This window comes from Pseudomonas sp. P4_B3 (assembly GCF_056402295.1).
The window spans coordinates 1-22,401 of record NZ_JBFUHR010000008.1 but is presented as its reverse complement, the minus strand read 5'-3'; the positions used below and the strand labels follow the sequence as shown (position 1 = coordinate 22,401).

Sequence of the window (22,401 nt, the reverse complement as noted above, 5' to 3'; positions counted from 1 at the left end):
GAGTCAGATAAAGACCTCTGCCGACACACCAAAGCGCTCGGCCAGCCAGCGGATCTGTCGCAGGTTGAGCTGGCGCTTGCCACTCAGAATCTCGGAAACCACAGACTGAGGGCCGATGCCAGGCAGGTCACTCTGACTCAGGCCGTGTTCACGCATCAAGTAGCCAAGAACCTCGACCCCGCCAGGCTTCGGCATCGGGTGATGCTTATGGTCCCACTCCTCAATCCAGTCACCGATGATATCCACCAGACTCATCAGCGGGTGGGACTCATCATCGCCGGTCATCTCGAGCAACTCGTCCAGCGCATGCGCCAGCAGGTCATAGTCATCTTCGCTTTGCGGCTTTCGAAGCAGCGGTGAGACGAACTCCCAGTGCTCGGCAGCTCTTTTGATCAGGACACTCATGCTCTTTCCTCCTTCCATTTGCCGCGGTCATATTCGCGGTGATCCAGCCCATGCTTGATATAAAGCTTTTGCGATCGATATCTGACAAAAGCTATCAGCCGCAACTTGTTGCCACCAATATCGAAAACGTGAAACTCACCTACCTTGTCGACAGCAGGGAATGTGGCTCTCATCGCCGCAAAATCCGGCGGTTTGCTTCCTTTGGCTAATTGATACCAATGATCCAGCGCGTTGGCTGCCATTGGCCATTTGGCCTTGGCTTCACGTACTCTTTTTTCGGTGAGAACATGCATGCAACATCCTTATCGCATTTTGCTATGGTGGGTTAATCACAGATCAAAAATATCGCAAGTTGCGATAATCCTTGACAGACCAGCGGTGTGGCTCGGCACGACCCAGCCTGGTTTCATCGCCCGACACTGCGCGATTGAAAACATGAGCAAACGTCTCCAACTAGGTGTTATCAGCTTCCCATTGGATATCGCTCATGACCGACCCACTCCACATCCCCTGCCCCCACTGCAACGGCCTCAACCGCATTCCCGCCACGCGTCTCGACGATCATCCAAAATGCGGTCGCTGCAAGGCCGAAGTCCTGCTGAACAAGCCGTTTGAATTGAAGCAAGGCGACTACGCCAGCCAGATCAAGGGCGATCTGCCGCTGCTGGTGGACGTGTGGGCGGACTGGTGCGGGCCGTGCAAGTCGTTTGCGCCGGTGTTCGAGCAGGCAGCCGGGCAACTGGAGGGCAAGTGTCGGCTGGCCAAACTGGACAGCGAGGCGAACCAGCAGTTGTCGGCGCAATTGGGGATTCGCTCGATTCCGAGCCTGATCCTGTTCAAGAACGGCCGGGAAGTCGCCCGGCAGAGCGGGGCTTTCCCGTTACCGCAACTGATGGGCTGGTTGCGTAGCCAGGGGATCTGAGACAGCCCGGAAAGATCGCAGCCTGCGACAGCTCCTACAAGGACATCAGCGCCCAATCTGTAGGAGCTGCCGCAGGCTGCGATCTTTTGATCTTCAGGCGTTTTCCAGCAAGTTGTGCAGCTCAACGAATTGCTGGGTCAGCTTGTGCCGCGGGTCGAGATGGATCAGCGGCGTGTTGGCCTGGTGGGATTCGCGCATGCGTACCGAGCTGGCCAGGTACACCGGCAACACCGGCAGGCCTTCGGCGATCAGTTCGTCGAGGATTTGCTGGGGCAGGCTGGCGCGGGCCTGGAACTGGTTGACGACGATGCCTTCGACTTCCAGGCCTTCGTTATGGTCGTCCTTCAACTCTTCGATTTCGGCCATCAGGCCGTACAGTGCCTGGCGTGAAAAACTGTCGCAATCGAAGGGAATCAACACACGATCGGCGGCAATCAACGCTGAAACCGCATAGAAATTCAGCGCGGGCGGAGTATCGAGGTAAATCCGGTCATAGTCTTCGCCCAGTTCTTCAAGCAACTTACGCAGCTTGTTGATCTTGTGCTTGGCCTCAAGCTTTGGCTGCAAGTCCGCCAGCTCGGCGGTGGCGGTAATGACATGGAGGTTATCGAACGGGGTTTCGTAGATGTCGACCTGATTCTTTTTGGAGAACGGCCCGGAAGACAGCGTCTGCTTGAAGAAGTCGGCGATGCCCATCGGGATATCGTTACCGGTGAGCCCCGTCAGGTATTGAGTGGAGTTGGCTTGGGCATCGAGATCCACCAACAAGGTGCGAAAACCCTCGCTGGCACTGACCGCCGCCAGATTACAGGCAATGCTGGATTTGCCAACGCCACCTTTCTGATTGAACACCACGCGCCGCATGTCAAAACCTCCGTGTACCAAAGAATGACCGAGTGTAGTGGTCCACCGCGTTGCTTCGCTACCTTGTCGGCACAGGGACTACACAGTCAGTTGCCTTCTCTTGCTTGAAAAGCCCTGAACGGCTCGGTGATTCGACGCCAGAACCGACAGACGGAGCAAAAAACCTTGTGAATAGTTACCAATCGTTCAATTTTTTCGAGTCAGCCGCTTCATCTTATTGAGCAAAATGTAACCAGCATTTGCTACACGTTCCCGGCACCGGGATAATGCGCGCCACTCGGCGCCAAACGCCACGCAGGGTAAGTCTCGGCCCTCGGCCACTCCCCCGCGTCAAGTAAGCCCGTGAGGGTGGGATGAATGTCTGTGATCAACTTCAACATCGCCCAATGGCGCGCCTGGGCCCCAGGGCTTGAAAGCGTGAGCGATTGGCAGGCCTGGAGCCGACAACCGGCCGTGCTGCCGGACAGCGATGCCGCTCCCGACGTTTCTTTTCTGCCGGCCATGCAGCGCCGCCGGCTCAGCCGCCTGGCGCGGATGGCCTTCAGTGTCGGCTGGCCATTGGCAGAAGGTCGGCAGGATCTGCCATTGGTCTTTGTTTCCCGTCACGGCGAAACGCCCCGCACCGTCGACATTCTCAGTGATCTGGCCGCCGATCAGCCGCTGTCGCCGACCCGGTTCAGCTTGTCGGTGCATAACGCGATCATTGGCTTGTGGTCGATCATGCGGGGGGAAACCAGCGAAATGACGGCCCTGGCCGCCGCAGGCGATGGCCTGGAACACGGCATGCTGGAAGCTGCCGCGCTGCTGGCTGAAGGCGCTCGCGCGGTACTGCTGGTGGTCACCGAAGAGCAGCCGCCCGAGGCTTACTCAACCTGGATCGACGACGTGCCGTTCCCTTATGCCGTCGGCCTGCTGATCACCCCCGGTACCGACTGGCAGTTGTCCCTGAACAGCCCCTCGGATGTGTTGTCCAAATCCCGCTGGCCACACGCGCTGAATCTGTTGCGTATGCTGCTCGGCCAGCAAACCACCTGCCAACATGCCTGGAAAAATCGTGTATGGACCTGGCAACGCAACCCGTGACCGAGAAAAACCGCGACGCCTATTACTGGCGCTTGCTGGCCACCGCCGCGAGCTTTGCCCTGTTCGGGCTGGGCGGGCTGTGCCTGCGCCTGGTGATTTTCCCTGTGCTGAACTGCCTGCCGGGCGACGCCCGGACCCATCGGCTGCGGGCCCGGCAAACGGTCAGCCGCTGTTTCTGGATTTTCGTGCGTTTCATGGCCCGCACCGGCGTACTGACCTACACCATTGAAGGCGCGGAAAAACTCGGTCGCCCCGGGCAAATGATCATTGCCAATCACCCATCGCTGATCGATGTGGTGTTTCTGATCGGCCTGGTGCGTCACACCAACTGCGTGGTCAAGCAAAGCCTCTGGGAAAACCCTTTTACCCGCGGGCCGCTGCGATGCACCGAATACATCAGCAACGACGGCAGCATGGACATGCTCGACGCGGCTGCCGACGCATTGAAAGACGGCCAGACCCTGATCATTTTCCCCGAAGGGACGCGCACTCGGCCCGGCCAGGCGCCGGCCTTTCATCGGGGCGGCGCGGCAATCGCCCTGCGTGGTGCGAAAATCCTCACCCCGGTCATTATCAAGGTCAGCCCGACCACATTGACCAAGGCCGAACCCTGGTATCGCATCCCCAAGCGGCGCGTGCACTTCAGTTTCCGGGTCGGGGCCGATATAGACCCACAGACCTTCGCCACGCAGGGGCCGGCTCCGCAGGCCTCGCGCAGGCTCAACGAATATCTACATTCTTACTTTATTAAGGAGCTCGCCGAAGATGAGCGATCTGCACCGTGATATCAAAATGCTTATTATCGACGCCCTTGGCCTGGAAGACATCAGCGCCGAAGACATCGGCAACGAACAGACGCTGTTCGGCGAAGGCCTGGGCCTGGACTCGGTGGACGCACTGGAACTGGGCCTGGCCATCCAGAAAAAGTACGGCATCAAGATCGACGCCGATGCCAAGGACACACGCAATCACTTCAGTAACGTGGCGAGCCTTGCGGCGTTCGTCACCGCAAAACAGGCAGCTTGAGACCGGACCATGCAAACTCGTGACGACATTTTCAACACCCTGCGCGATGCCTTGGTCGAGCTCTTCGAACTGGACCCTGAGCGTGTGAGCCTGGATTCCAACCTGTATCAGGACCTGGAAATCGACAGCATCGACGCGGTCGACCTGATTGATCACATCAAACGTCAGACCGGCAAGAAAATCGCCGCCGAAGAATTCAAATCGGTGCGTACCGTCAGTGACGTGGTCGAGGCGGTCTACCGTCTGGTTCAACCGGCCGCATGAATCGACTGATTGGCCTCGGCCTGCTGCTGGCAGGCCTTTTGTATCCCTTTGCGGTGTATTTCGGCATGGAGCATTTCGCCCCGTGGCAGTTCGGTCTGCTGCTGGGCGGACTGTGGCTGGCCCGGGCACTGACCGGCAAACGTCGGCCTGGCAGCCTGTGGATGTCCACGGTGGCCATTGTGTTCTGCCTGTTGCTGGCACTGTTCGACAGCCCGGCGCTGTTGCGTTGGTATCCGGTGTTGATCAGCGCCTTCATGTTGGCGCTGTTCGGATCGAGCCTGACATTCGGCCCACCGATCGTTGAACGCCTGGCCCGGGTACGCGAGCCGCAATTGCCGGCCGAGGGCATTCGCTATACCCGTCAGGTAACCATCGCCTGGAGCGTTTTTTTTCTCTGCAACGGTGTGTGCGCCGCCGCCCTGACCCTCTGGGCGCCGCTGAGCTGGTGGACGCTGTACACCGGCCTGATTTCCTACGGATTGATAGGCCTGATGTTTGCCATTGAATGGCTGATAAGACTAAGGGTACGAGGCCGCCCATGAATTGGATAAAACTTGAGCACCTGCTGCTCAAGGCTCCGCCGGAGCGCGCCGTAGCGACCGCTCCGGCACTTGATCACGCCCAACTGTGCGAACAGGCGCTGCGCCTGGCCGCCGGCCTGCAAGCCCGGGGTGTCCGGCAGATGGCCGTGCACCTCGAGGATGCCGCCGATCTGGCGATCGCGTTGCTTGGCGCCTGGCGTGCCGGGGTCAGTGTGTTGCTGCCGTCTGACCTGCAACCGCAGACTCGCCAACGTTGGTCAGATGAAGTCGATCTGTGGCTGAGCGATCAGCCCGACGATGTGCACCTTGGCGACCTCCAACAGCCGCCGCTCAGTGCCGCCGCGCTGGACCTGGATAACTGCCAACTCAGCCTGTGCACATCCGGCTCCAGTGGCGAACCCAAGCGTATCGAAAAAAACCTGCGCCAACTGGCCAATGAAGTCGAAGCCCTGGAGCAGCTGTGGGGCGCTGATCTGGGCCCGGCGTGCATCATTGGCAGCGTCGCCACCCAGCACATCTACGGTCTGCTGTTTCGGGTGCTGTGGCCGCTGTGCGCCGGGCGCCCGTTCGTACGTCGGCAGCTGGCCTTTCCGGAAGACCTGCAACGCGCCAGCCGCGAGTACCCGGCCTTCGCCTGGGTGGCCAGCCCGGCGTTGCTCAAGCGCATGGGCGACAACCTCGACTGGCCTGCCTTGAGCTCAGTGCGCCGGGTTTTTTCCTCCGGCGGTGCATTGCCGGTCGAGGCCGCACAGAGCCTTCACGAACGTCTGGGGCAATGGCCAACGGAAATTTTCGGCAGTTCGGAAACCGGCGGAATCGCCTGGCGTCAGGGCGCTGAACTCTGGCGGCCCTTTGCCGAAGTCACGCTGACTCAAGACAGTGATGGCGCGCTGTTGATCGCTTCGCCCTACTTGCCTGGCGGTCATGTCGAACAGACTGCCGATTCGGCGCGCATCGCCGTCGATGGGCGCTTCGAATTGCTCGGGCGACTGGACCGGATCGTCAAACTGGAAGAAAAACGCATCTCGCTGCCAATGCTGGAACAGGCGCTGACAGCCCATGACTGGGTCGTCGAAGCGCGGCTCGGTGTCATTCAGGAAAACCGTGCCTCCCTGGGAGCGTTGCTGGTGCTGAGCGAGGCCGGTTTGCATGTGCTGCGCAATCAGGGCCGACGCAGTCTCACCGAGCAATTGCGCCAACACCTGAGCCAACACTGCGAAGCACTGGCCCTGCCAAGACGCTGGCGCCTGCTGCGACAACTGCCGACGAACACTCAGGGCAAACTGCCCCAGGCCGACGTCGATGCCTTGCTGTTGGCACCGCGCCCCAAAGCGCCGGAGGTCTTGGAGCAAGTCGAAAGCCATGGCGAGTGGAGCCTGCAACTGGCCGTTCCTCCGGACCTGGCCTATTTCAGCGGCCACTTCCCCAAGGCGCCGGTGTTGCCTGGCGTGGTGCAGGTGGACTGGGCGCTGAGCCTGGGCCAGCAACTGATGAACCTGCCGAAAAAATTCGCTGGCATGGAAGTCTTGAAGTTTCAGCAACTGGTGCGTCCGGGGGATGAAATCCAGCTGCACCTGCGCTTTGACCCGGTACGCGGCAAACTGTACTTCGCCTATCGCAACGAAACCGCCACTTGCTCAAGCGGGCGGATCTTGCTGGAGGTGGCGCATGCATAAGCTGGGTGAGTGCTGCTTGCGATGCAGACACCTCGGTCCCGAAGAGGTGAGCCAACATGCATAGCCCCTGCGCCATCATCCCGGTGTACAACCACGAAGACGCAATCACCACGGTGGTCGATGCCCTGATCGCCAGCCATCTGCCGTGCATTCTGGTGGACGATGCCAGCAGCCCGCGCTGCGCCCGGGTGCTGGATCGCCTGGCCCAGCGTGAAATGGTTTACCTGATCCGCCTCGCCGAAAACCAGGGCAAGGGTGGCGCGGTCATGACCGGCTTGCGCGAAGCTTCGCGCCTGGGTTTCAGCCATGCCTTGCAGGTGGATGCCGATGGTCAGCACGACTTGCAGGACGTCAAACGCTTCATCGAACAATCACGCCGCTACCCACAGGCGGTGATTTGCGGTTATCCGCTATATGACGCCAGCGTGCCGAAAGGCCGTTTGTATGCGCGCTACCTGACCCACGTCATGGTCTGGATCAACACCCTGTCGTTGCAGATTCGCGACTCCATGTGCGGTTTCCGGGTCTACCCATTGCCACCGGTTCTGGCGTTGATCGAGTCAGCGAAAATCGGCAAGCGCATGGACTTCGACTCGGACATCCTGGTGCGCCTGGCTTGGCGCAATCTGCCGATGCAATGGCTGCAAACCAAAGTCCATTACCCGCTGGACGGCGTTTCGCATTTTCGGATGTTCCACGACAACGTGCTGATTTCCAGCATGCACACGCGGCTGTTCTTTGGCATGTTGCTGCGGGCGCCAGTGATCCTCTGGCGACGGTGGCGGGCATGAGCGCAGACAAACAACACTGGGCCGACCGCGAAGAACGGGGCAGTTTCTGGCTGATGAAGCTCACCGCCTTCGGCGCCAAAGTGCTGGGCCGTCGGGTACTGAGCCCCGTGTTGTACGGCATCGTCTTGTACTTTTTCCTGTTCGGTCGCAGCGCACGCAAAAGTGCCTGGCAATATCAACAACGCCTGGCCGACTGGAGCGGACGCAGCGAGCTACGCCCGAGCCATTGGCGGGTGTTTGGCCAGTTCATGGCCTTCGCCGATTCCATGCTCGACAAACTCGACGTATGGAACGGCAAGCTGAGCATCGAACAAATCGAAATCATCGACCCGGCGCTGCTGCGTGACCAGTTGCGCGGTGCCCGCGGGCAGATGCTGGTGGGCGCGCACCTGGGCAATCTGGAAGTCTGCCGCGCACTGGCGGAAATCGGCGAGAAGGTCACGATGAACGTGCTGGTGCACACCAAGCACGCCGAACAGTTCAACCGTTTGCTGGGTGAAGCCGGAGCGACCAATTTGCGCCTGATTCAAGTCAGCGAACTGGACCCCGGGATCATGCTGCAACTGAGCGAGCGCCTGGAGCGTGGCGAGTGGCTGGCGATTGCCGGCGACCGCGTGCCGCTGCATGGCGGACGCAGCGTGACCGTGGACTTCCTCGGTCATCCGGCCAGGTTCCCCCAGGGCTCGTGGCTGCTGGCCGGTTTGCTGAAATGCCCGGTCAACCTGCTGCTGTGCCTGAAAAAGCCCGACGGCGATTATCGACTGACCATTGAGCCGTTCGCTGAGGCAATCACCTGGAAACGCAGCGACCGCGAACAGGTCATTCATCAGTGGGCCTCCCGCTACGCCGAACGCTTGGGTCACTATTGCCTCGAAGCGCCCCAACAATGGTTCAACTTTTACCCTTTCTGGAAGACCGATGACGACGCCAACGCTTGAGCCGGTAACCTTCGGCGAACGCCCTTTGCGCATTGAAGATGTGCTGGCACTGGCCAACCGCAAGGTGCCGACGCAGTTGCAAAGCGATCCCGCCTACCGCGAGCGCATCGCCAAGGGCGCGCGTTTTCTGGACTCTCTGCTGGACAAGGAAGGCGTGATCTACGGCGTGACCACCGGTTATGGCGATTCCTGCGTGGTCGCGGTGCCACTGCATCACGTCGAGGCGCTGCCCCGTCATCTGTACACCTTCCACGGCTGCGGCCTGGGCAAACTGCTCGACGCCCAGGCCACCCGCGCGGTACTGGCGGCGCGTTTGCAGTCGTTGTGCCACGGTGTTTCCGGGGTGCGCGTGGAGCTGCTGGAGCGCCTGCAGGCGTTCCTTGAACACGACATCCTGCCGCTGATTCCGGAAGAAGGTTCGGTGGGTGCCAGTGGTGACCTGACGCCGCTTTCGTACGTTGCCGCCACGCTGTCCGGCGAACGCGAAGTGATGTTCCGCGGCGAGCGCCGGCAGGCCGCCGATGTGCACCGCGAACTCGGCTGGCAGCCACTGGTGTTGCGTCCGAAAGAAGCCCTGGCATTGATGAACGGCACCGCGGTGATGACCGGTCTGGCTTGCCTGGCGTACGCCCGCGCCGATTACCTGCTGCATCTGGCCACACGCATCACCGCGCTGAACGTGGTCGCCCTGCAAGGCAACCCGGAGCACTTCGACGAGCGCCTGTTCGCCGCCAAGCCACACCCGGGGCAGATGCAGGTCGCCGCGTGGTTGCGCGAGGATCTGGCCATCGACGCACCGACCGCGCCCTTGCATCGCCTGCAAGACCGTTATTCCCTGCGCTGCGCACCCCACGTGCTGGGCGTACTGGCCGACAGCCTGAACTGGCTGCGTTCGTTCATCGAGACCGAACTCAACAGCGCCAACGACAACCCGATCATCGACGCCGAAGCCGAGCGCGTGCTGCACGGTGGGCACTTCTACGGCGGCCACATCGCGTTCGCCATGGACAGCCTGAAAAACCTCGTGGCCAACGTCGCCGACCTGCTGGACCGGCAACTCGCGCTGCTGGTGGACGAGCGCTATAACCATGGCTTGCCGAGCAACCTGTCCGGCGCCACGGCTGACCGCGCCATGCTCAACCATGGTTTCAAGGCGGTGCAGATCGGCACCAGTGCCTGGACCGCCGAAGCGCTGAAAAACACCATGCCGGCCAGTGTCTTTTCGCGCTCCACCGAATGCCACAACCAGGACAAAGTCAGCATGGGCACCATTGCCGCCAGGGATGCGATCCGCGTGCTGGAGCTCACTGAACAGGTGGCGGCCGCCACGCTGCTGGCGGCCAATCAGGGTGTCTGGCTGCGCGGTCAGGCTGAAGATGCACGACCACTGCCACCCGCATTGGCCACCATGCATGAAGCCTTGGCCAAGGACTTCCCACCGGTCATCGAAGACCGCGCGCTGGAAGGCGAATTGCGCCTGTGCCTGCTACGCATCGCCGAACAACACTGGAGGCTGCATGCGTAGCAAGGGATTTCTCTACACCGACACGGAAATCGTCGTACCGTTCTTTGACGTCGACAGCATGCACGTGGTCTGGCACGGCCATTACGTCAAATACCTGGAAGTCGCCCGCTGTGCGCTGCTGGACAAGATCGGCCACAACTACACGGCGATGAACGAGTCAGGCTACGCGTGGCCGGTGATCGACCTGCAATTGCGCTACGTGCGCGGTGCGGTGTTCGGCCAGACACTCAACGTGCGCGCCAACCTGGTGGAGTGGGAGAACCGCTTGAAGATCAACTACCTGATCAGCGACCTGCAAACCGGCGAACGTTTGACCCGGGCCATGTCGGTACAAGTCGCCGTCGACCTCGCCAGCCGCGAGATGCAACTGGCCTCGCCGACAGTGTTCACCGACGCCGTAGAGAGAGCTCTGCGATGATTTTCTACCCCTCCCGCTTCCCTGTAGGAGCGAGCTTGCTCGCGATGGTCGTTAACGATGACACCGGGCACCTGACAGTCCGCGGCGCCCTCAGGTTTTTCGCGAGCAAGCTCGCTCCTACAGTGTTCTGCGTGCTACTGGGCATTCCTGGACTAGCCCATGCCTTCGACCTGCAACAACTCAGCGATCAACTGGCCAGGCCCGAGGTGATCCACGGCAGTTTCACCCAGGAAAAACACCTGCGCGCCCTGCCCCAGCCGCTGGTCAGCAAGGGCACGTTCGTCCTGGCAAAAAACCACGGCTTGTTGTGGTTGCTGAAAACGCCACTGCAACAGGACTATCGCATCACCGCCAAAGGCATTGCCCGGCGTGACGGCATTGTTTGGCAAATGCTGCCGGGCAAAAGCGCCGGTGCCGAGCAGAACCGTTTGTTCCTGGCCGTGCTGCAAGGTGACAGCAGCGGCCTGCAACGGGATTTCGAATTGTCCCTGAGCGGCGATGCACAGAACTGGAAGCTCACGCTGGTGCCGCGCTCAATGCTGCTCAAGCAGGTGTTCAACCAGATCAACATTGCCGGCGCAGAACTGGTCCACAGCATCGAACTGCTCGAAACCCAGGGCGACAGCACATTGTTGCGCATGCAGGACAGCACCAGCACCCAACCCTTGAGCGACGCGGAGCAACATGACTTTGCCGAGTGAACGGTTACTGCCACGACTGTTTCTGATCCTGCTGCTGGCCGTACTGGCGCTCGCCGGTTGGCAATGGCGTGACGGCGCGCCACTGTCGGCCAACCTGATGGAACTGGTACCCGGCACGGCGCCCGATGCCCTGGAACTGCGCGCCGAACAACGCATGCAGGAACCGCTGAACCGTGAAATGCTGGTGCTGGTCGGCCACACCGATCGCCAGCAGGCCGTCGCCATGGCGCAGACCCTCGGCGAGCAATGGCAGGCCAGCGGAATATTCGAAAAGGTCCAGTGGACCCTGCAAGCCGACTTGCCGGCACTGCGCACGCAGTTGCTGCAAGGTCGCCTGGCGATGCTCCAGGCGGCGGACCGACAACTGCTGATCGAGCACCCCGACACCTTTATCCAGCAACGGGTGCAGGCGTTGTTCGACCCGTTCAACGGTTACAGCCTGGTGCCGAGCCAGGACGACTGGCTGGGCCTGACCGGGCGCATCCAGAACAGCCAGCCGCAACGCGGTTCGGTGCAACTGGACATCGGCAGCGGCGCCCTGGTCGCTGATGCCGATGGCAAGAGCTGGGTGCTGCTGCGCGCGCGCACCACCGGCAACGCCTTCGACATGAACCTGCCGCTGCAAGTGGCCGACCTGCTCGAGCACAGTCGCGAAGAAGCCGCCCGGCACGACGTGCAACTGCTCGCCGCCAGCGGCTTGTTGTACGCAGCCAACGGTCAACAGCAGGCTGCCCGGGAGATGACCTGGGTCGGGGGCGGTGCCACCGTCGGGATTTTGCTGTTGCTGTTGTTGGCCTTCCGGCGCTGGCGCGTCTTGCTGGCGTTCGTGCCGGTGGTGGTCGGCATGCTCTTCGGAGCGGTGGCCTGCGTGGCGTTGTTCGGCCATATGCACGTGATGACGCTGGTGCTGGGCTCGAGCCTGATCGGTGTTGCCGTCGATTATCCGCTGCATTACCTGTCCAAGAGCTGGAGCCTGAAACCCTGGCACAGCTGGCCTGCCCTGCGCATGACCTTGCCCGGATTGACCCTGAGCCTGATCACCAGCGGTATCGGCTATCTGGCCCTGGCCTGGACCCCCTTCCCGGCGCTGACCCAGATTGCCGCATTCTCTGCCGCCGGCTTGCTCGGCGCCTATCTGTCCGCGGTGTGCCTGCTGCCGGCATTACTCAAGGGCGTAGACCTGCGCCCGGCGCAGTGGCCATTGCGTGTTTGCGAGCTTTTGCTGGACTGTCGTGAAGCGCTGCTCAAACAGGCGAAAACACCCGTCTTGCTGGCGCTGCTGATTGCCTTTTGCGTGGGCGGACTGTTACAGCTCGGCAGCAAAAACGACATCCGCCAGTGGATCAGCGCGCCGCAACAATTGACCGACGAAGCCCGGACCATTGCCCGGATCACCGGCTATCAACCCACCAGCCAGTTCTTCCTGATACGCGCCGCCAATCAGCAGCAGTTGCTCGAACGCCAAACCGCCCTGAGAGAGCGACTGGATCAATTGATTGGCCTGGAAAAGCTCCAGGGCTATCTGTCGCTCAATCAACTGGTCAGCCCGCCGAACGAACAGCAACAGGTGCGCGCAGCATTGAGCAAACTGCCGTCGTTCTGGCAACCGTTGCTCGACATCGGCATACCGGCTGAGGCGCTGCAAGCCGAGCTAACGAAGTTACAGGCATTGCCTGTCGAGGACATCGACGCCGCGCTGGCCGGCCCGTTGGCAGAACCCTACCGGGCCCTGTGGCTGGGGCCGACCGATGACGGCGTGGCGGCGATGGTCAGCCTGCAAGGCATCAACAACCCTGCCTTGCTGCGGCTCCAGGGTGAGGATTTACCCGGCGTGACACTGGTAGATCGACTGGGTGAATTGAACAATGTGTTCGCGGCCACCCAAATCAGTGCCGCGGAACTGAAACTCGCCTCCTGCGTGCTGATCGTGCTGGTGCTGATCCTGCCCTTCGGCCTCGGCGGCGCGTTGCGCATCGTGTCCCTGCCACTGCTGGCAGCGCTGTGCAGCCTGGCCAGCCTCGGCTGGCTGGGGCAGCCGTTGACCCTGTTCAGTCTGTTCGGCCTGCTGCTGGTGACGGCGATCAGTGTCGATTACGCGATCCTGATGCGCGAACAGGTCGGCGGCGCGGCCGTGAGCCTGCTGGGCACCCTGCTGGCGGCGTTGACCACCTGGCTGTCGTTCGGTTTGCTGGCGGTGTCGAGCACCCCGGCGGTGAGTAACTTCGGACTGTCGGTGAGCCTCGGCCTGATCTTCAGCTTCCTGCTCGCGCCGTGGGCCGGTCGCCAGGTGCATGAGCCCACGGCCGTGGAGCGGGCAGCGTGATGGTCGTGCTGTTCTGGGCGATGGCGCTGGCGTTGTTCGCGGTGGCGACCCGTGTCGGCCGGCATTTCGGCCTGATTCCCATCGTCAGCCAGTTGTTGCTGGCGACCCTCGGCTTGCCACTGTTGATGTATTTCTGGATCGAGCCCCAATGGCAATTGAGCGGTGCGCTGCTGGTGTCGCCGGGCTGGCTGAAGAACCTCTACAGCCTGAGCTTTGCCCTGTTGCTGGGCTACATCCTCAGCGATGTGATCGACCTGCAACTGGATCGCCAGAGCCTGAAAATCGCCCTGCCCAGCTTTTGCCTTCCGTTTGCCTGCGGCCTGGCCACGGCGGTCTGGTTGTTGCCGGCGCAACCGTGGATCAGTTCGCTGGCCGTCGGCCTGTTGTTCGCCATCACCGCGATTCCGGTGTTGTACCTGTACCTGCGGCACATCGATTACCCACCCGCCGCCACCCGGCGACTGGTGCAAACCGCGATCCTCATCGACCTCGCCTGCTGGACCCTGTTCGGCATCGCCCAAGGCAGCCTGCACCTGAGCAGCCTGTTGCTGCCGCTGGCCGGCGCGTGCCTGCCGGTGCTGCTGCGGTTGCTCGGCTTGCGCCAGACATGGCTTTACAGCCTGAGCTTTTTCGCCCTGCTGGTCGTCGCCGAACACTTCAAGCTCAATGCGCTGATTTTCGGCATCGGCTATGTGTTGATCATGGCCGCACTGAAAGCGCCGCTGGTGCTGCCGTTGCCGGCCTTGTGGATGATCCGGTTGCAGACGTACATCGCCATCCCGCTGATCCTCACATTCGGCATCGTGCAGATCAACGTGCACAACGCGATCGACAGCCTCGGCTGGGGGCAACTGCTGGCCCTGCTGCTGTTGCCGATGCTGAGCAAACTGCTCGGTAACTGGCTCGGCCTCGGCTGGGCCGGGGCCTCGTTCCAGGGCGCCAGCCGTTGGCGGGAAAGTGTGCTGCTGAACATCCGCGGCTTGAGTGAGATCGTCTTTCTCAACCTGCTGCTGCAACAGCAACTCATCAGCCCGCCGCTGTACTTTGCCCTGATGCTGATGGGCCTGATCGCTACACTGCTGCCTGCCCTGACCGGCATGCACCGAATCCCCCTGAAAGCCGCTGTCCCGGCAAGGAGCCCCCATGCCAACCGTTGAAATGGAATGTCGCCAGGTCGTGGTCATCGGCGCCGGCCCTTCCGGTGCCATCGCCGCCGCGTTGCTCAAGTGCAAGGGCCACGATGTGCTGGTGATCGAGCGTCAGCATTTCCCACGGTTCTCCATCGGTGAAAGCCTGTTGGCCCATTGCCTGGATTTCGTCGAAGAAGCGGGCATGCTCGACGCCGTCAACGCGGCCGGTTTCCAGGTGAAAACCGGTGCCGCGTTTGCCTGGGGCGAGCGCTACAGCGCATTCGACTTCGGCGAGACGTTCAGCCACGGCAAATCGACGACGTATCAGGTCCAGCGCGCCGATTTCGATAAGCTGCTGGCCGATCAGGCCGCGCTGCAAGGCGTGGAGATTCGCTATGGCGAAACCATCGTCAGCGTCAACAATGCCCCGGAAAAACCGCAGCTCGGCGTGCGCCGCGAAGACGGTAGCGAATACCGCATCGAGGCTGATTTCCTGCTCGATGCCAGTGGTTACGGCCGCGTGCTGCCGCGCTTGCTCGACCTCGAGGCACCGTCGAATTTCCCGGTGCGTCAGGCCGTGTTCACTCACGTCGAAGACCGTATCGACCTCCCGGCCTTCGACCGCAGCAAGATCCTGGTGACCACTCATCCGTCCCAGCGCGACGTGTGGTTCTGGACCATCCCGTTCAGCAATGGACGCTGCTCGGTCGGCGTGGTCGCCGCCGAGGAACGTTTCGCCGGCCGCAGCGACAATCTGGACGAGTGTCTGCGCGGCTTTATCGCCGAGACGCCAAGCCTGGCCAGCGTGTTGCAAAATGCGCAGTGGGACACCGAGGCCCGGACCATCGGCGGTTACTCGGCCAACGTCAAAACCCTGCACGGCCCGGGTTTCGCGCTGCTGGGCAATGCCGCGGAATTCCTCGACCCGGTGTTTTCCTCCGGCGTGACTATTGCCATGCGTTCGGCAAGCATGGCCGCCGGGGTGTTGCACCGTCAGTTGCAAGGCGAAGCCGTCGACTGGCAAACCGAGTTCGCCGAACCGCTCAAGCGCGGCGTCGACACGTTCCGTTGCTATGTCGAAGGCTGGTACGCCGGGACTTTCCAGGATGTGATCTTCCATGAGGGCAGTTCGCCGGAAATCCGCGGGATGATCAGCTCCATTCTTGCCGGGTACGCCTGGGACCGACGCAACCCGTTCGTCAGCGAAGCCAGGCGCCGGTTGAAGGTGATATCGGAGTTCTGTGCGATGGATGCGTCATGAACTACTTGAGCGACCACTACGTCGAAGAAACCCGTTTCGGTTTGTGGTTCCTGCGCAGCCGGATCTGGCAACACTATGTGCTGCGGTTGGCGATCGACGATTTGCGCAACCTGTTCAGCGAAGCGCTACCGGTTAGCCCGGTGTTGCTGGATGCCGGTTGCGGCCAGGGCAAGTCATTCCCGCTACTGCACCAGGCCTTTGCGCCCGGTCGTCTGATTGGCGTCGATGCTGATCCCCAGAGCCTGGACCAGAGCCGCGCAGAAGCGGCCCGCCAGGGCATGGCAGTGGAGTTGATCGGCAGTGACTGCGCCAGCCTCAACCTGCCGGACGCCTGTATCGACCTGCTGTTCTGTCACCAGACCTTCCATCATCTGGTGGAGCAGGAACAGGCACTGGCCGAGTTCTATCGCGTGCTCAAACCCGGCGGTTATCTGCTGTTCGCCGAATCCACCGAGGCTTACATTGATACCTGGGTGATCCGCTGGTTGTTCCGCCACCCCATGCATGTGCAGAAAAGCGCCGCGCAGTATCTGCAAATGATCCGCCAGCAGGGTTTCGAATTTACCGAGAAAAACGTGTCTTATCCGTACCTGTGGTGGAGCCGCGCCAAAGACTTCGGCCTGCTCGAACAATTGGGTGTGTGCAAGCCAAAACCCTTTGGCCAACGGGAAGAAACCCTGGTCAATGTGGTGGCGCGCAAACCTTTTGAAGGAACTGTGTGATGTTGATTACCCGTCGCTTGAACTGCACAACCTGTGGGAGCGAGCCTGCTCGCGATAGCGGTGGGTCAGTCAAAATGGATGTCGACTATAAAGCCGCCATCGCGAGCAGGCTCGCTCCTACAGGGGTAACCGGTGCTATGCGATTTCTGTTAATCGCCGCGGCCCTGCTGCTGAGCGCCTGCGCCGGCCGGGCGCCGCTGCCCGAAAAAAATCCGGATCTGCCGTTGCCGCTGCAACTGCACATCCAGCTCTTACAGCCCGACGATCGCCAGGACTGGATACTGGTGATCCAGCGTGAAGAGGCGGGTATTCGCTGGTCGATGATGGACCTGCTGGGCATTCCCCAGGCCCGCCAGAAATTGGTCGATAAAACCTGGGAGTCCGATGGTTTCTTGCCACCCAATCCGCGAGCCCGCGAGCTGTTCGCGGCGCTGCTGTTTGCGCTGACGCCGAAAGACGAACTGGCGGCCAACTATCCCGACGCCTGGCAGCACGGCAGACAACGGTCCCTGCCCGAGCGCTGGGACATTCGCTACGCACAACCGCAGAATTTTGAATTGAAGTTTCCAAGTGGTCCGACCTATCAAGTCACGCCCCTGACGGGTGAAACGCCATGACGGCTTACCTCAATGCCCTCGGATTGGTCTGCGCGCTGGGCCGCGACAAGCAGGAAGTGGCCAACAAGCTCTTTGCCGGCGACTGCGGCGGCATGCGCGAACAGACCGGGTGGGTGCCTGAACGCACGCTGCCGGTCGGCGCGGTCCAGGGCAAACTGGCAAGCATTCCAACCGACATGTCACGCCATCACAGTCGCAACAATCAGTTGTTGCTGGAAGCCACGCTGCAAATCCGCGCGGACATCGACAGCGCGATCCAGACCTACGGCCGCGACCGCATCGGTGTCGTGCTGGGCACCAGCACCTCGGGCATCGACGAGGCCAGCCAGGGCCTGGCGCATTACCTGCGCGAAAAGCAGTTCCCTGCCGAGTACGACTATCAGCAACAGGAACTCGGGGCACCGGCGAACTTCCTCGCCGAGTGGCTGCAATTGAGCGGGCCGGCCTATGTCATTTCCACGGCCTGCACCTCCAGCGCCCGGGCCTTGATGAGCGCCCAGCGCCTGTTGAACCTGGGCATTTGCGACGCGGTGCTGTGTGGCGGTGTCGACACCTTGTGCAAACTGACCCTCAACGGTTTCTCGGCGCTGGAAGCGGTCTCGGAACAACGCTGCAATCCGTTTTCGGTGAACCGCCATGGCATCAACATTGGCGAAGCGGCGGTGCTGTTCCTGATGACCAGACGTGCGGGCGACAGCCAAGCGATTGCCTTGCTCGGCAGCGGCGCCAGCTCCGATGCCCATCACATCTCCGCCCCGGAGCCGACCGGTCGTGGCGCCCTGCAAGCGATGCGCAAAGCCTTGGGCCGCGCCAACCTGCAACCGGGGCAGATCGCTTATCTGAATCTGCATGGCACCGCCACCCAGCACAACGACGCCATGGAAAGCCAGGCCGTGGCGACGCTGTTCCCGGCTGGCGTTCTCTGTTCGTCGAGCAAACCCATGACCGGTCACACCCTCGGTGCCGCCGGGGCGCTTGAAGCGGCGTTCTGCTGGTTGAGCCTGAGCCCGGACAATCGCGAGCATGCCCTGCCGCCCCACGTCTGGGACGGACAGCCCGATCCCGAATTGCCGCCACTGCAATGGGTGACCCCGACCACTCGCCTGGCGTCCATTGCACCCCGCTACCTGATGAGCAATTCCTTTGCCTTCGGTGGTAATAACGTCAGCCTGATTATCGGAGACGCCCCATGATTGACTGGCCGCTCGCCGAATTGCTGCCCCACGCTGGCGACATGATCCTTATCGATCAGATCCTGGCGTTCGATGAAGAGCAGATCCACACGCGCCTGACCGTCAAGCCCGATGGCCTGTTCAACCTCCCCGACGGCAGCCTGCCGGCCTGGGTCGGCATCGAACTGATGGCCCAGAGCGTGGCCGCCTTCGCCGGTTGCCATGCGCGCCAGCGTGGTGATGCGGTGGAGTTGGGCTTCCTGCTCGGCAGCCGAAAGTTCGAATGCAACGTCGAAAGTTTTCCGGCCGGTACCGAGCTGACCATCCACGGGATTCGCTCCCTGGAAGACGACAACGGCATGGGCGTGTTCGAGTGCCACATCAACGCCCCCGGGATCCACGTTACCGCCCGTCTGAACGTGTATCGCCCACCCCAGGCCGCTCAATATCTCCATGAACCCGAAGGAGTCCAGTCATGACTGAATCCATACTGGTCACCGGCTCCAGCCGTGGCATCGGCCGCGCCATCGCCTTGCGCCTGGCCCAGGCCGGGCACGACATCGTGTTGCATTGCCGCAGCGGCCTGGCCGACGCCGAAGCCGTCAAGGCCGAAGTCGAGGCCTTGGGCCGTCGTGCGCGCATCCTGCAGTTCGATGTGGCCGACCGCGCCCGTTGCAAGGAAATTCTCGAAGCCGACGTGGAAACCCACGGCGCCTATTATGGCGTGGTGCTCAATGCCGGCCTGACCCGCGATGGAGCCTTTCCGGCCTTGAGCGAGGAAGACTGGGATGTGGTGATGCGCACCAACCTCGACGGTTTCTACAACGTGCTGCACCCGGTGATGATGCCGATGATCCGTCGTCGCGCCGCCGGGCGGATTGTCTGCATCACCTCGGTATCCGGCCTGATCGGCAACCGTGGCCAGGTCAACTACAGCGCCTCCAAGGCCGGGTTGATTGGCGCAGCCAAGGCATTGGCGATCGAACTGGGCAAGCGCAAAATCACCGTTAACTGTGTCGCACCCGGCCTGATCGACACAGCCATGCTCGACGAAAACGTGCCGGTGGAAGAACTGATGAAAATGATCCCCGCACAACGCATGGGCACCCCTGAAGAGGTGGCCGGCGCGGTGAATTTCCTGATGTCGGCGGAAGCCTCGTACATCACCCGGCAGGTTCTGGCCGTCAACGGAGGCCTGTGCTGATGAAGCGCGTCGTCGTCACCGGCATGGCCGGCATCACCTCACTGGGCAGCGACTGGGAGACCATCGTCGGCAACTTCGCGGCCAACCGTAGCGGCATCCGCCGGATGGACGAGTGGGATCGTTTTACCGAGCTCAACACGCGCCTGGCTGGCCCCATCGATGACTTCAAGGTCCCAAGCCATTGGACCCGCAAGCAACTGCGCAGCATGGGCCGGGTTTCACGGTTTGCCGTGGGCGCAGCCGAGCAAGCGTTGGCCGACGCCGGCCTGTTGGGCGACGAGTCGATCAAGGACGGGCGCATGGGCGTCGCCTGCGGCTCCTCCACCGGCAGCACCGACGAGATCAAGGCGTTCGGCAACATGCTGCTCAACTCGGTGGCCGAGGGCCTGAACGCCAATTCCTACGTGCGCATGATGCCGCACACCACGGCAGCCAACATCAGCATCTTCTTCGGCCTCACCGGTCGACTGATCCCGACGTCCAGCGCCTGCACCAGCGGCAGCCAGGGCATCGGCTATGCCTACGAGGCGATCAAGTTCGGGCGCCTGCCGCTGATGCTCGCCGGCGGCGCCGAGGAGCTGTGCCCGACCGAAGCCATGGTCTTCGATGCGCTCTACGCCACCAGCCTGAAAAACGACACCCCACAACGCAGCCCACGCCCTTACGACACCGCTCGCGACGGCCTGGTGATCGGCGAAGGCGGCGGCATGCTGGTGCTCGAAGAACTGGAACACGCCCTGGCCCGTGGCGCGCGCATCCATGCCGAGATCGTCGGATTCGGCAGCAACGCCGACGGCCAGCACACCACCCGCCCCGAACAAGTCACCATGCGCCGGGCCATGGAACTGGCCCTGGAAGACGCCGGGCTGAAACCTTCGGACATCGGCTACGTCAACGGCCACGGCACCGCCACCGAACAGGGCGACATCGCCGAAACCCTGGCCACCAGCAGCCTGTTCGGCGAACACATGCCGATCAGCTCGCAGAAAAGCTTCCTCGGCCACACCCTCGGCGCCTGCGGTGCTTTGGAATCCTGGTTCAGCATTGAAATGATGAACAGCGACCTGTACGCCCACACCTTCAACCTTGACGAAGTCGACCCGCATTGCGGCAAGCTCGACTACTTGCGCGGCGAGTTTCGGCAGATGAGTAACCGGTATGTGATGAATAACAACTTTGCGTTTGGCGGGGTGAATACTTCGTTGATTTTCAAGCGCTGGTCGTAAGGCCAGAAACGACAAAGGGCGCCTTTCGGCGCCCCTTCACAGACAGGTCGGCTTGTCATCGCCCTTCACCTGCCTGGCTCTGTGATTGCTGGTTGCCCAGGATCCTCAGAGTCTCACAAGCCCCTTTCGGGAACGCCGTCAGTATTGTCCGAAATCATCCTGCGAACAACAGCTGGCAACTGGCCTGCCTCAATCAAACTTGCTGTGATTACAGGCCCAAGGCCTTGCGCACCGCGACTTTGATCGCAAAAAACTCGTCTGTTTCAAGTTGTAAAATGACGTAAGTGCGCTTCCCTCGACGATCTCGGCTCTTGATCCGGTCGAGCCTGGAAAGACTGACGGTGGCAACCATATCGCATTTAGCCCAACACGTCGGACTTGCTCCCTGCAGATGATTCGGCAGCTCCAGATGATGTTCAAGCATATGATCTGGAGCGGTTGTACTAAGCGGCACAACCGTCACCAACAAGTTGTTGGTTCTGTGTTTGCGAATCACTACAACAGGTCTGATCTTGATCATCTCGGGAACTTCATACCCCCTGAAATCACAAATCAGTACGCTGCCTTCCCTGGGTTGATATAGAAGTGGCATCCATGGCACTCAACTAAAGAAATCGATTCTGCTCAATAATCGGGTAAATCGCGAAACCGGATCCGTTACGCGAAGTGTCCCAACGCTCCCTGGGTGATTCAGGGTGGATCGAGGTTATCCAACACCCGATTCACCGCCAGCTCCCCCAACATGATCGATTGCTGAATCCCCAACAATGTATTGCTCTGCGCTCCGTTCAGATTCCTCGCGAAATCACTCGCCATGACATTGGCTGATGCCAGCGACACGCAGGCGTATTCCAGCAGGGTGTGGTTGTCGATATCGGGGGCGATGAGGAAGAGGTTGCTGGGTTGGCGTGGCGCGTCCGGATCGGTATCCGGTGGGTTTGGCGTATTGGTCATGACTCAGCGTCCTGAAAGTGGGGGCCACACCGAATCGCTACTGATCAAAAGGGTGGCAGCTGTACGCAGGTTAGCAGACCGGGCCACGATGAAACCGGCGCGCCAGAAGGCGCCCTGCGCACAGCTACCGTCAAAAGCAGGTATGGATATACCTGCCTATCAGGAGCGCAAATGCGCTTCATTGTGGACACGAGCTGCTAAACCCGATCACTGACCATCAGTGACCCGGATCAAGCTACCGATGGCCCTCAAAGCGCACAAGCCGGCGGATTCTGGAGTAGTTGTAGGCAACGCCGCAAGGCGCTATAGCCATTGCGAGGGATTTCGGAAATGTCCCACGATTAGGAGTGAAGCATCCTGCTGGATTGGACATTCCAGGTCCGTACAGGTGGGCTAATGAGATGGTCACCCCCACACCCTGCGAGGGCTACGCTTTCGCAGGGTGTTTTGTTTTCGGAGGCCATCATCATGATCCAGTCAGCACTGATCGGTATCGATCTCGGCAAACATAATTTCCACCTTCACGGCCAGGATAAATCAGGCCGCGAGGTGTTTCGCAAGAAGCTCTCTCGGGCGCAGATGATGCAGCTTTTCGGCAACGTGCCGAGTTGTATCGTGGTGATGGAAGCCTGTGCGG

At 61.2% G+C, this 22,401-nt stretch carries 26 protein-coding genes and 1 pseudogene; 22 read left to right on the top strand and 5 right to left on the bottom strand.

Going from position 1 to position 22,401, the window contains the following annotated elements; translation table 11 throughout:
• Positions 1–3 precede the first annotated feature (3 nt).
• Positions 4–405: a helix-turn-helix domain-containing protein gene (locus tag AC1DWG_RS11350; protein WP_477764441.1), complete on the bottom strand. Its 402-nt coding sequence runs from the start codon at positions 403–405 to the stop codon at positions 4–6.
• Positions 402–698 carry a type II toxin-antitoxin system HigB family toxin gene (locus AC1DWG_RS11345; RefSeq protein WP_477764440.1) on the bottom strand — a complete coding sequence of 99 codons (297 nt, stop codon included), beginning with the start codon at positions 696–698 and terminating at the stop codon, positions 402–404. Before AC1DWG_RS11345 ends, AC1DWG_RS11350 begins: the two co-directional genes overlap by 4 nt.
• 194 nt (positions 699–892) lie before the next feature.
• Here AC1DWG_RS11345 and trxC point away from each other — a divergent pair, with 194 nt between their 5' ends.
• Positions 893–1,327 carry a thioredoxin TrxC gene (gene trxC / locus AC1DWG_RS11340; protein WP_477764439.1) on the top strand — a complete coding sequence of 145 codons (435 nt, stop codon included), beginning with the start codon at positions 893–895 and terminating at the stop codon, positions 1,325–1,327.
• Between the two features lie 93 nt (positions 1,328–1,420).
• On the opposite strand, the gene AC1DWG_RS11335 is transcribed toward trxC, so the two are convergent.
• The gene (locus AC1DWG_RS11335) at positions 1,421–2,191 is read right to left on the bottom strand and encodes a ParA family protein (protein WP_477752135.1); all 771 of its coding nucleotides are present in this window, start codon (positions 2,189–2,191) and stop codon (positions 1,421–1,423) included.
• Between the two features lie 357 nt (positions 2,192–2,548).
• On the opposite strand from AC1DWG_RS11335, the gene AC1DWG_RS11330 reads away from it, so the two are divergent.
• The 20 genes from AC1DWG_RS11330 to AC1DWG_RS11235 are packed head-to-tail and all read left to right on the top strand — an operon-like array spanning position 2,549 to position 20,810.
• On the top strand, positions 2,549–3,274 hold the full coding sequence (locus AC1DWG_RS11330; protein ID WP_477752136.1) for a beta-ketoacyl synthase chain length factor: 726 nt from the start codon (positions 2,549–2,551) through the stop codon (positions 3,272–3,274).
• Positions 3,250–4,059, top strand: coding sequence for a lysophospholipid acyltransferase family protein (locus tag AC1DWG_RS11325; RefSeq protein WP_477764438.1), 810 nt, complete (start codon positions 3,250–3,252; stop codon positions 4,057–4,059). The genes AC1DWG_RS11330 and AC1DWG_RS11325 overlap by 25 nt, the downstream gene beginning before the upstream one ends.
• Entirely contained in the window at positions 4,040–4,300 is a 261-nt protein-coding gene (locus AC1DWG_RS11320) for a phosphopantetheine-binding protein (RefSeq protein ID WP_095943238.1), read from the top strand. The genes AC1DWG_RS11325 and AC1DWG_RS11320 overlap by 20 nt, the downstream gene beginning before the upstream one ends.
• A 9-nt stretch (positions 4,301–4,309) precedes the next feature.
• Positions 4,310–4,564, top strand: coding sequence for an acyl carrier protein (locus AC1DWG_RS11315; RefSeq protein WP_008025124.1), 255 nt, complete (start codon positions 4,310–4,312; stop codon positions 4,562–4,564).
• Positions 4,561–5,106 (top strand): COG4648 family protein, encoded by a 546-nt coding sequence (locus AC1DWG_RS11310; RefSeq protein WP_477764437.1) that lies wholly within the window; start codon positions 4,561–4,563, stop codon positions 5,104–5,106. The genes AC1DWG_RS11315 and AC1DWG_RS11310 overlap by 4 nt, the downstream gene beginning before the upstream one ends.
• Positions 5,103–6,782, top strand: a complete 1,680-nt coding sequence (locus AC1DWG_RS11305) for an ApeI family dehydratase (protein WP_477764436.1) — start codon at positions 5,103–5,105, stop codon at positions 6,780–6,782. Before AC1DWG_RS11310 ends, AC1DWG_RS11305 begins: the two co-directional genes overlap by 4 nt.
• A 56-nt stretch (positions 6,783–6,838) precedes the next feature.
• Positions 6,839–7,573, top strand: coding sequence for a glycosyltransferase family 2 protein (locus AC1DWG_RS11300; protein ID WP_477752140.1), 735 nt, complete (start codon positions 6,839–6,841; stop codon positions 7,571–7,573).
• Complete coding sequence (locus AC1DWG_RS11295; protein WP_477764435.1) at positions 7,570–8,511, top strand: LpxL/LpxP family acyltransferase; 942 nt, start codon at positions 7,570–7,572, stop codon at positions 8,509–8,511. Before AC1DWG_RS11300 ends, AC1DWG_RS11295 begins: the two co-directional genes overlap by 4 nt.
• The gene (locus AC1DWG_RS11290; protein WP_477787807.1) at positions 8,492–10,036 is read left to right on the top strand and encodes an HAL/PAL/TAL family ammonia-lyase; all 1,545 of its coding nucleotides are present in this window, start codon (positions 8,492–8,494) and stop codon (positions 10,034–10,036) included. Before AC1DWG_RS11295 ends, AC1DWG_RS11290 begins: the two co-directional genes overlap by 20 nt.
• The gene (locus AC1DWG_RS11285) at positions 10,029–10,454 is read left to right on the top strand and encodes an acyl-CoA thioesterase (RefSeq protein WP_477752143.1); all 426 of its coding nucleotides are present in this window, start codon (positions 10,029–10,031) and stop codon (positions 10,452–10,454) included. The genes AC1DWG_RS11290 and AC1DWG_RS11285 overlap by 8 nt, the downstream gene beginning before the upstream one ends.
• Positions 10,451–11,155 (top strand): outer membrane lipoprotein carrier protein LolA, encoded by a 705-nt coding sequence (locus AC1DWG_RS11280; RefSeq protein ID WP_477764433.1) that lies wholly within the window; start codon positions 10,451–10,453, stop codon positions 11,153–11,155. Before AC1DWG_RS11285 ends, AC1DWG_RS11280 begins: the two co-directional genes overlap by 4 nt.
• The gene (locus AC1DWG_RS11275) at positions 11,139–13,478 is read left to right on the top strand and encodes an MMPL family transporter (protein WP_477764432.1); all 2,340 of its coding nucleotides are present in this window, start codon (positions 11,139–11,141) and stop codon (positions 13,476–13,478) included. The genes AC1DWG_RS11280 and AC1DWG_RS11275 overlap by 17 nt, the downstream gene beginning before the upstream one ends.
• The gene (locus tag AC1DWG_RS11270) at positions 13,478–14,635 is read left to right on the top strand and encodes a sodium:proton antiporter (RefSeq protein WP_477764519.1); all 1,158 of its coding nucleotides are present in this window, start codon (positions 13,478–13,480) and stop codon (positions 14,633–14,635) included. Before AC1DWG_RS11275 ends, AC1DWG_RS11270 begins: the two co-directional genes overlap by 1 nt.
• Positions 14,622–15,869: an NAD(P)/FAD-dependent oxidoreductase gene (locus AC1DWG_RS11265; protein ID WP_477764431.1), complete on the top strand. Its 1,248-nt coding sequence runs from the start codon at positions 14,622–14,624 to the stop codon at positions 15,867–15,869. The genes AC1DWG_RS11270 and AC1DWG_RS11265 overlap by 14 nt, the downstream gene beginning before the upstream one ends.
• Positions 15,866–16,591: a class I SAM-dependent methyltransferase gene (locus AC1DWG_RS11260; RefSeq protein WP_477764430.1), complete on the top strand. Its 726-nt coding sequence runs from the start codon at positions 15,866–15,868 to the stop codon at positions 16,589–16,591. The genes AC1DWG_RS11265 and AC1DWG_RS11260 overlap by 4 nt, the downstream gene beginning before the upstream one ends.
• Complete coding sequence (locus AC1DWG_RS11255) at positions 16,591–17,208, top strand: hypothetical protein (protein WP_477764518.1); 618 nt, start codon at positions 16,591–16,593, stop codon at positions 17,206–17,208. The genes AC1DWG_RS11260 and AC1DWG_RS11255 overlap by 1 nt, the downstream gene beginning before the upstream one ends.
• Complete coding sequence (locus tag AC1DWG_RS11250; RefSeq protein ID WP_477787806.1) at positions 17,205–18,401, top strand: beta-ketoacyl-[acyl-carrier-protein] synthase family protein; 1,197 nt, start codon at positions 17,205–17,207, stop codon at positions 18,399–18,401. The genes AC1DWG_RS11255 and AC1DWG_RS11250 overlap by 4 nt, the downstream gene beginning before the upstream one ends.
• The gene (locus AC1DWG_RS11245; RefSeq protein ID WP_477764428.1) at positions 18,398–18,859 is read left to right on the top strand and encodes a hotdog family protein; all 462 of its coding nucleotides are present in this window, start codon (positions 18,398–18,400) and stop codon (positions 18,857–18,859) included. Before AC1DWG_RS11250 ends, AC1DWG_RS11245 begins: the two co-directional genes overlap by 4 nt.
• Positions 18,856–19,584 (top strand): 3-oxoacyl-ACP reductase FabG, encoded by a 729-nt coding sequence (fabG, locus tag AC1DWG_RS11240; protein ID WP_477764427.1) that lies wholly within the window; start codon positions 18,856–18,858, stop codon positions 19,582–19,584. Before AC1DWG_RS11245 ends, fabG begins: the two co-directional genes overlap by 4 nt.
• Positions 19,584–20,810: a beta-ketoacyl-ACP synthase gene (locus AC1DWG_RS11235; RefSeq protein WP_477764426.1), complete on the top strand. Its 1,227-nt coding sequence runs from the start codon at positions 19,584–19,586 to the stop codon at positions 20,808–20,810. Before fabG ends, AC1DWG_RS11235 begins: the two co-directional genes overlap by 1 nt.
• A gap of 208 nt (positions 20,811–21,018) precedes the next feature.
• On the opposite strand, the gene AC1DWG_RS11230 is transcribed toward AC1DWG_RS11235, so the two are convergent.
• Together AC1DWG_RS11230 and AC1DWG_RS11225 are read right to left on the bottom strand one after the other, a co-directional pair.
• Positions 21,019–21,402, bottom strand: a complete 384-nt coding sequence (locus AC1DWG_RS11230) for a type II toxin-antitoxin system PemK/MazF family toxin (protein ID WP_477764425.1) — start codon at positions 21,400–21,402, stop codon at positions 21,019–21,021.
• 98 nt (positions 21,403–21,500) lie between these two features.
• Positions 21,501–21,764 (bottom strand): DUF6124 family protein, encoded by a 264-nt coding sequence (locus AC1DWG_RS11225; RefSeq protein ID WP_477764424.1) that lies wholly within the window; start codon positions 21,762–21,764, stop codon positions 21,501–21,503.
• A 468-nt stretch (positions 21,765–22,232) separates the two neighbouring features.
• Here AC1DWG_RS11225 and AC1DWG_RS11220 point away from each other — a divergent pair.
• Positions 22,233–22,401 (top strand): annotated as a pseudogene (locus tag AC1DWG_RS11220) (IS110 family transposase); the annotation flags it as partial.

Coding starts and splice junctions, on each gene's coding strand:
- AC1DWG_RS11270 (WP_477764519.1), top strand. CDS start 13,478: ATGGTCGTGCTGTTCTGGGCGATGGCGCTGGCGTTGTTCGCGGTGGCG.
- AC1DWG_RS11310 (WP_477764437.1), top strand. CDS start 4,561: ATGAATCGACTGATTGGCCTCGGCCTGCTGCTGGCAGGCCTTTTGTAT.
- AC1DWG_RS11255 (WP_477764518.1), top strand. CDS start 16,591: ATGTTGATTACCCGTCGCTTGAACTGCACAACCTGTGGGAGCGAGCCT.
- AC1DWG_RS11330 (WP_477752136.1), top strand. CDS start 2,549: ATGTCTGTGATCAACTTCAACATCGCCCAATGGCGCGCCTGGGCCCCA.
- AC1DWG_RS11345 (WP_477764440.1), bottom strand. CDS start 698: ATGCATGTTCTCACCGAAAAAAGAGTACGTGAAGCCAAGGCCAAATGG.
- AC1DWG_RS11245 (WP_477764428.1), top strand. CDS start 18,398: ATGATTGACTGGCCGCTCGCCGAATTGCTGCCCCACGCTGGCGACATG.
- AC1DWG_RS11350 (WP_477764441.1), bottom strand. CDS start 405: ATGAGTGTCCTGATCAAAAGAGCTGCCGAGCACTGGGAGTTCGTCTCA.
- AC1DWG_RS11260 (WP_477764430.1), top strand. CDS start 15,866: ATGAACTACTTGAGCGACCACTACGTCGAAGAAACCCGTTTCGGTTTG.
- AC1DWG_RS11225 (WP_477764424.1), bottom strand. CDS start 21,764: ATGACCAATACGCCAAACCCACCGGATACCGATCCGGACGCGCCACGC.
- AC1DWG_RS11250 (WP_477787806.1), top strand. CDS start 17,205: ATGACGGCTTACCTCAATGCCCTCGGATTGGTCTGCGCGCTGGGCCGC.
- AC1DWG_RS11265 (WP_477764431.1), top strand. CDS start 14,622: ATGCCAACCGTTGAAATGGAATGTCGCCAGGTCGTGGTCATCGGCGCC.
- AC1DWG_RS11325 (WP_477764438.1), top strand. CDS start 3,250: ATGGACCTGGCAACGCAACCCGTGACCGAGAAAAACCGCGACGCCTAT.
- AC1DWG_RS11290 (WP_477787807.1), top strand. CDS start 8,492: ATGACGACGCCAACGCTTGAGCCGGTAACCTTCGGCGAACGCCCTTTG.
- AC1DWG_RS11285 (WP_477752143.1), top strand. CDS start 10,029: ATGCGTAGCAAGGGATTTCTCTACACCGACACGGAAATCGTCGTACCG.
- fabG (WP_477764427.1), top strand. CDS start 18,856: ATGACTGAATCCATACTGGTCACCGGCTCCAGCCGTGGCATCGGCCGC.
- AC1DWG_RS11280 (WP_477764433.1), top strand. CDS start 10,451: ATGATTTTCTACCCCTCCCGCTTCCCTGTAGGAGCGAGCTTGCTCGCG.
- AC1DWG_RS11235 (WP_477764426.1), top strand. CDS start 19,584: ATGAAGCGCGTCGTCGTCACCGGCATGGCCGGCATCACCTCACTGGGC.
- AC1DWG_RS11295 (WP_477764435.1), top strand. CDS start 7,570: ATGAGCGCAGACAAACAACACTGGGCCGACCGCGAAGAACGGGGCAGT.
- AC1DWG_RS11335 (WP_477752135.1), bottom strand. CDS start 2,191: ATGCGGCGCGTGGTGTTCAATCAGAAAGGTGGCGTTGGCAAATCCAGC.
- AC1DWG_RS11320 (WP_095943238.1), top strand. CDS start 4,040: ATGAGCGATCTGCACCGTGATATCAAAATGCTTATTATCGACGCCCTT.
- AC1DWG_RS11300 (WP_477752140.1), top strand. CDS start 6,839: ATGCATAGCCCCTGCGCCATCATCCCGGTGTACAACCACGAAGACGCA.
- AC1DWG_RS11305 (WP_477764436.1), top strand. CDS start 5,103: ATGAATTGGATAAAACTTGAGCACCTGCTGCTCAAGGCTCCGCCGGAG.
- AC1DWG_RS11275 (WP_477764432.1), top strand. CDS start 11,139: ATGACTTTGCCGAGTGAACGGTTACTGCCACGACTGTTTCTGATCCTG.
- trxC (WP_477764439.1), top strand. CDS start 893: ATGACCGACCCACTCCACATCCCCTGCCCCCACTGCAACGGCCTCAAC.
- AC1DWG_RS11230 (WP_477764425.1), bottom strand. CDS start 21,402: ATGCCACTTCTATATCAACCCAGGGAAGGCAGCGTACTGATTTGTGAT.
- AC1DWG_RS11315 (WP_008025124.1), top strand. CDS start 4,310: ATGCAAACTCGTGACGACATTTTCAACACCCTGCGCGATGCCTTGGTC.